Below are 5490 nucleotides of genomic sequence, written 5' to 3' on the forward strand. Positions count from 1 at the left end.
ACCGCCTGCTGTCCGCAGGCAGCCCCGCCGCCCGGCCCCGCCACCAGACGCTGCGCGCGGCCGTCGACTGGAGCCACGAACTGTGCACCGAGCGGGAGCAGTCGGTGTGGGCACGGCTGTCCGTACTCGCCGGCAGCTTCGACCTGGAGACGGCGGAGGCGGTGTGCGCGGACGAGGAAGGGATGCACGCCTACGACGTCCTGGAAGCCGTCGCCGGGCTCGTCGACAAGTCCGTACTGTGCCGCGAAGCAGGCCCCGACGGCGTGCGCTACCGCCTCCTCGACACCCTCCGGCACTACGGCCTGGAGAAACTCCGGCACAGAGCCGACGACGAGACCGCCGTGCGCCGTCGCCAGCGGGACTGGATGCAGCAGCGGGCCGCCGCCTGCGAACGCGCCTGGTTCGGGCCCGGCCAGCGGGAGATCGTGGCCCGGCTGCGCGCCGACCAGGACAACCTGCGCGCCGCCCTCGACTTCAGCCTCACCACCCCAGGCGAGGCCCTCGCCGCCCTGCGCCTGGCCGGCACCCTCTGGTTCTACTGGCACGCCTGCGGCGCCCCGCGCGAGGGCCGCTACTGGCTCGACCGCGCCCTCGACGCCAACCCGGAGCCGACCCCCGAACGTGCCCGCGCCCTGTGGGTCTCCGGACTGCTCGCGGGATGCCCCGAGGACCTCACCCGAGGCCGCCGCCGCGCCGAAGAGGCCCGCACCCTGGCCCGGCGACCCGGCGGAGGCGGCGCACGCCGAGTACGTCCTCGGCGTGATCACCCTGTTCAGCGACGACCTGTCCGCCGCCCTCGACCACTTCCGGACCGCCGCCGCCCGCGGCCGCGTCCCCGGCCAGCACCTCAGCCTCGTCGGCCTCGACCGGGTCGAACTCGCCTGCGCCCTCGGCTTCCTGGGCGAGGCCGACCAGGCCATCGAGGTCTGTGAGGAGACCCGCCGGCTGTGCGAACGGCACGGCGAGGAATGGGTGCTGTCGTACGTCCACCGCATGCTGGCCCTCGCCCACAGCGTGCGGCAGGACCACCGGCAGGCCGAACAGCACGCCCGCGAGGCCCTGCGCCTCAAACTCGCCGTGCACGACGTCGTCGGCATCGGCCTCACCCTCGACCTGCTGGCCCACACCGCGAGCCGGACCGGCGCCCCCGACCGCGCGGCCGTCCTGCTCGGCGGCGCCGACCGCATCTGGGCCGACGTCGACCGGAACCGCTGGGGCTCCGCCGCCCTCAACTCCGGCCGCCGCGACACCGAGACCCGGGCACGTGAGGCCCTCGGAACCGCCGCCTTCGAGCGGTCCTACGAGCACGGCACCGGACTCGGCCTCACGGACATCGTCGGCCACGCCATCGACGAACACCGCCCCGAACAACCCACCGGCGAACGCCTCCAGCCCGACGTCCGCCTCACCCGCCGGGAGACCGAGGTCGCCGAACTCGTCGCCGAGGGCCTCGCCAACCAGCAGATCGCCGACCGCCTGGTGATCGCCCGCCGCACCGCCGAGGGCCACGTCGAACGCATCCTCAGCAAGCTCGGCTTCAGCAACCGCAGCCAGATCGCCGCCTGGGTCACCGCCCGGCGCTGACACCCCGCCCCTACGACCGACAGGAAACCCATGCCTGCCCGACCCGCACTTGCCCAAGGCACCTTCGACCACCGCATGGCCGTCTTCGACACCGACGAGGAGTTCCTGGCAGCCGCCCTGCCCTTCCTCGCCGAAGGCCTCGCCGCTCCCGACGAACCCCCGCCCGTGGCCATCGCCGCCCCCGTCAAACTCGGCCTGCTGCGCGACGCCCTCGGCGGCGACGCCCGGCACGTCGGCTTCATCCCGCACACCGAGTGGTACACCGGCTCCGCCGCCAACGCCGTCGCGCAGGGCGCCGGCTACCTCGCCGCGCACGCCGCCCCGCACGGCCGTATCCACCTCCTCATGGAACCCGACTGGAGCGGCCGGGCCGGCCGCTCCGCGCGCGAGACCGGCGAGTGGATCCGCTACGAGGCCTTCGCCAACCTCCTCTTCGCCCCGCTCGCGACGACCGCCCTGTGCGCCTACGACACCCGCACCGCGGGCGCCGCCGTCGTCGACGCCGCCCGACGCACCCACCCCGGCACCGGCGTCTACGAGGACCCGCTGCGCATCGCCGCCGAACTGGACGCCGTACCGCTGCCGCCGCCCCCGCCGGACGCACACCCGCTGCCCGCCCCGGACCCACACTCCGTACACACCTGGGCCACCGCCCGCGGACTGCCCGCCGCCGACGCCGACCTGTTCGCCGCCGCGGTCACCGAGGCCGCGGCCCCGCTCGACCCCGTCACCCGCGTCCTGCTGTGGGGCGAGGCCCCCGCCTGCGTCTGCGAACTGCGCTCCCCACGCCGCGTCGACGACCCACTCGCCGGTTTCGTCCCACCGCCGGACGCTCAGCCGGCACCCGGCCAGGGGCTGTGGTTCGCCCGGCAGGTGTGCGCGTACGTCGATGTGCGCGACGACGGTGCAGGTGCGGCCGTACGCCTGCAGTATGTGTAACCCCGACCCGTATGCGCGCCCCTGCACAGGTATGGAATCGGGTAGTCCTCCCCGTGTGCCGTACACCCGGTACGGACACCCTGGAGACATGCTGCAACTCTCCGGGGGAGGCCGCCCGGACCCCGACCCCCGGTACGGCGCCTATCCCCAACCACCCATGCGCGCGGGACACTTGAGCGTCGAGTACGACCCGCAGCCGTCAGTCGTCCGCGAGGCCCGCACGGAGGTCCGGCGGCAGCTGGAGGCATGGGGACTGGCGGAGCGGGACGGTACCGGCGACGACGACCTGGTGGCCACGGCCGAACTGCTGGTCAGTGAGCTGGCCACCAACGCCCTGCTGCACGCCGCGACCCCCTTCCGGCTCACGCTGACCGCGGCACACGGCGTCCTGCGCTGCGAGGTCGCCGACCGCGGCCGGCGCCCGCCGCGGGTGGTCGACGCGGGCACCTCGGAGAGCGGCCGCGGGATGTTCCTGGTGGACGCGCTCGCCCGGCGCTGGGGCCACCACCAGGACGGGCCGGGCACGACCGTCTGGTTCGAGCTCGGCACATGCGCGTGCGACGGCTGCGGTCGGCGGCAGCCGTAGCACGCGCAGGCTGTGGTCGGCGGCAGCCGTCGCACGCGTCGCACACATCGGGTGAAGATCCCGTCCGCCCTCTTGTCGCCCGGCCGCCCATGGGCTTACTTGACCTTCATGGCGGACACCACGGGAAACACCAGTGAAACCGGCGCATCACCGGCCCAGAACTCCGACTCCACCCCTCGTAAATCCAGTTGGAAGTACATCGGCCCCGGCATCGTCGTCGCGGCGACCGGCGTCGGGGCCGGTGACCTGGTGGCCACGCTCATCGCGGGCAGCAACTTCGGCTACACCCTGCTGTGGGCCGCGGTCATCGGCTGCCTGGTGAAGATCTCCCTCGCCGAGGCGGCCGGCCGCTGGCACCTGTCCACCGGCCGCACCCTCTTCGACGGCTGGGCGAGCCTGGGCCGCTGGACCACGTACTTCTTCGTCGTCTACGTGGTGATCTGGGGCTTCGTCTACGGCGCGGCGGCGATGTCGTCCAGCGCACTGCCGCTGCAGGCGCTGTTCCCGGACGTCATGGACCTCAAGTGGTGGGGCATCGCCTGCGGTCTCGTGGGCCTGGTCTTCGTCTGGTTCAACAAGTACGCCGTCTTCGAGAAGGTCATGACGGTCCTGGTCGGCGTCATGTTCGTGGTGACGGTGTACCTCGCGATCAGGGTCACCCCGAATCTCGGGGATGCCTTCGCCGGCCTCCTCCCCGTCCTGCCCGACGAGAAGGACTCGATCCTCAACACCCTCGGCCTGATCGGCGGCGTCGGCGGCACCATCACGCTGGCCGCGTACGGCTACTGGGTCAACGCCAAGGGCTGGACCAACACCGGCTGGATGAAGGTCATGCGCCTGGACAACCGGGTCGCCTACGCCACCACCGGCGTCTTCGTCGTCTCGATGCTCTTCGTCGGCGCCGAGCTGCTGCACGCCGCGAACATCGCCATCGAGAGCGGCGACAAGGGCCTGATCCAGCTCGGCGACATCCTGGAGGACGAATACGGCACCGCGACGGCCAAGTTCTTCCTGATCGGCTTCTTCGCCACCTCCTTCACCTCCCTGATCGGCGTCTGGCACGGCGTGAGCCTGATGTTCGCGGACTTCGTGGCGCGCTACCGCCGCCGCGACGCCGCCAAGGGCGAGGAGATCGCGTCGGGCGAGCGGGAGCGCTCCTGGCCGTTCCGTGCGTACCTGCTGTGGCTGACGTTCCCGCCCATCGTCCTGCTCTTCCAGGGCCAGCCGTTCCGCCTGGTCGTCATCTACGGCGTGCTGGGCGCGGCCTTCCTCCCCTTCCTCGCCGGCACGCTGATCTGGCTGCTGAACTCCGACCGCACGCCCCGCGAGTGGCGCAACGGGTGGATGAGCAACGGCATGCTCGTCATCGCCGGACTGCTGTTCCTGGTGCTGTGCGTGAAGCAGATCTGGGACCAGCCGTGGTCGGAGTTCTTCTAGCAGCTACAGCAGGGTGACCCATGCCGGGTCGAGGGCGATCTCGCGGAGCTGCTCCATGGTCAGGGCGGGCGTCTCGCGGGTGGCGTCGGTGTGCTGGGCGCCGGAGTTGATGGCGCTGATCACGACCCGGAAGCCGTCCTTCTTCATGGTGTCGGCGGTCCACATGACGACCCCGGCACCGCCCTTCTCGCCCGGCTCCTTGCTGGTGGCGACCAGCATGCCGTCGGGCAGGGTCTCGGCGTCGCTGTAGAGGTCGCCGGCCACGTCGGACATGTCGGGCTGCACATTGATCTGGACGAGGCTCCGGCCCTGACCGTCGTCGACGACGACGTAGGCGGAATCGGTCTCCTGGCCGCCCTGGGAGACCACCGCGACCCCCTCCGGGAGAAGACCGATGAGCGTCTTCCGGATCGCCGCGCCGTCGACCGCCGGCGGCGTTTCCGGCTCCGCCTCGGGGGTGCCCTTGGGGTCCTGGGGGATCGCGTCGACGGCGGCCCGCCACTGAGGAGCCGCGGCGATGTCCTTCAACTGCGCCATGGACAGGGGCGGTTCGTCCCGTGTGATCGGCTGGTCCTTCTCCGCCTCGGCGTTCCACTCGCTCACGCTGATCTGCTGCCCCTCGGCGGTGACCAGCTCGGCGTGCCAGCGTTTGGTGTCCACGCGCCGGTCCGGATATTCGTACCCCTGGAAGAGCATGAGCACCGAGCCGTCAGACAGCCGGCTGGTGGTGCAACTGTCGTGCGGGACATGCACCTTGTCGGGGCACGTGGTCGCCTCCCGCGCCGACTGGCTGCCCGGCTCGACCCGGTTCAGCCCGACGCTGACCGCCCCGCCGCCCTCGCCGTCGTCGTAGACGACATGCGCGTACGGCGCAAGGGGCTCCTCGTCGGTGCCGCGACCCCGCTCGCCACTGACCTTCCCTTCCGGGAGCAGCATCTTCAGCG

General features: G+C 71.9%; 6 protein-coding genes. 5 read left to right on the forward strand and 1 reads right to left on the reverse strand.

The genetic code is table 11. The annotated features are described in order from the left end of the window. The 5 genes from ACTWQJ_RS45670 to ACTWQJ_RS45690 all read left to right on the forward strand — a co-directional run. On the forward strand, window positions 1–932 hold a 932-nt coding region (locus tag ACTWQJ_RS45670; protein WP_443312287.1), incomplete at its 5' end, for an ATP-binding protein. A gap of 61 nt (window positions 933–993) precedes the next feature. Then, the gene (locus tag ACTWQJ_RS45675; protein ID WP_443312292.1) at window positions 994–1584 is read left to right on the forward strand and encodes a LuxR C-terminal-related transcriptional regulator; all 591 of its coding nucleotides are present in this window, start codon (window positions 994–996) and stop codon (window positions 1582–1584) included. A gap of 30 nt (window positions 1585–1614) precedes the next feature. Further along, window positions 1615–2523 carry an anti-sigma factor RsbA family regulatory protein gene (locus ACTWQJ_RS45680; protein ID WP_443312288.1) on the forward strand — a complete coding sequence of 303 codons (909 nt, stop codon included), beginning with the start codon at window positions 1615–1617 and terminating at the stop codon, window positions 2521–2523. Window positions 2524–2611: 88 nt separating this feature from the next. Further along, window positions 2612–3109: an ATP-binding protein gene (locus tag ACTWQJ_RS45685; RefSeq protein WP_443312289.1), complete on the forward strand. Its 498-nt coding sequence runs from the start codon at window positions 2612–2614 to the stop codon at window positions 3107–3109. A 108-nt stretch (window positions 3110–3217) separates the two neighbouring features. After that, the gene (locus ACTWQJ_RS45690) at window positions 3218–4546 is read left to right on the forward strand and encodes an Nramp family divalent metal transporter (RefSeq protein ID WP_443312290.1); all 1329 of its coding nucleotides are present in this window, start codon (window positions 3218–3220) and stop codon (window positions 4544–4546) included. Window positions 4547–4549: 3 nt separating this feature from the next. On the opposite strand, the gene ACTWQJ_RS45695 is transcribed toward ACTWQJ_RS45690, so the two are convergent. After that, a partial coding sequence (locus ACTWQJ_RS45695) for a hypothetical protein (protein ID WP_443312291.1) occupies window positions 4550–5490 on the reverse strand: 941 nt, incomplete at its 5' end.

It is taken from the genome of Streptomyces sp. KR55 (assembly GCF_052245645.1).
Classification (GTDB): domain Bacteria; phylum Actinomycetota; class Actinomycetes; order Streptomycetales; family Streptomycetaceae; genus Streptomyces; species Streptomyces flavusporus.

Coding starts and splice junctions, on each gene's coding strand:
- ACTWQJ_RS45675 (WP_443312292.1), top strand. CDS start 994: ATGCTGGCCCTCGCCCACAGCGTGCGGCAGGACCACCGGCAGGCCGAA.
- ACTWQJ_RS45680 (WP_443312288.1), top strand. CDS start 1,615: ATGCCTGCCCGACCCGCACTTGCCCAAGGCACCTTCGACCACCGCATG.
- ACTWQJ_RS45685 (WP_443312289.1), top strand. CDS start 2,612: ATGCTGCAACTCTCCGGGGGAGGCCGCCCGGACCCCGACCCCCGGTAC.
- ACTWQJ_RS45690 (WP_443312290.1), top strand. CDS start 3,218: ATGGCGGACACCACGGGAAACACCAGTGAAACCGGCGCATCACCGGCC.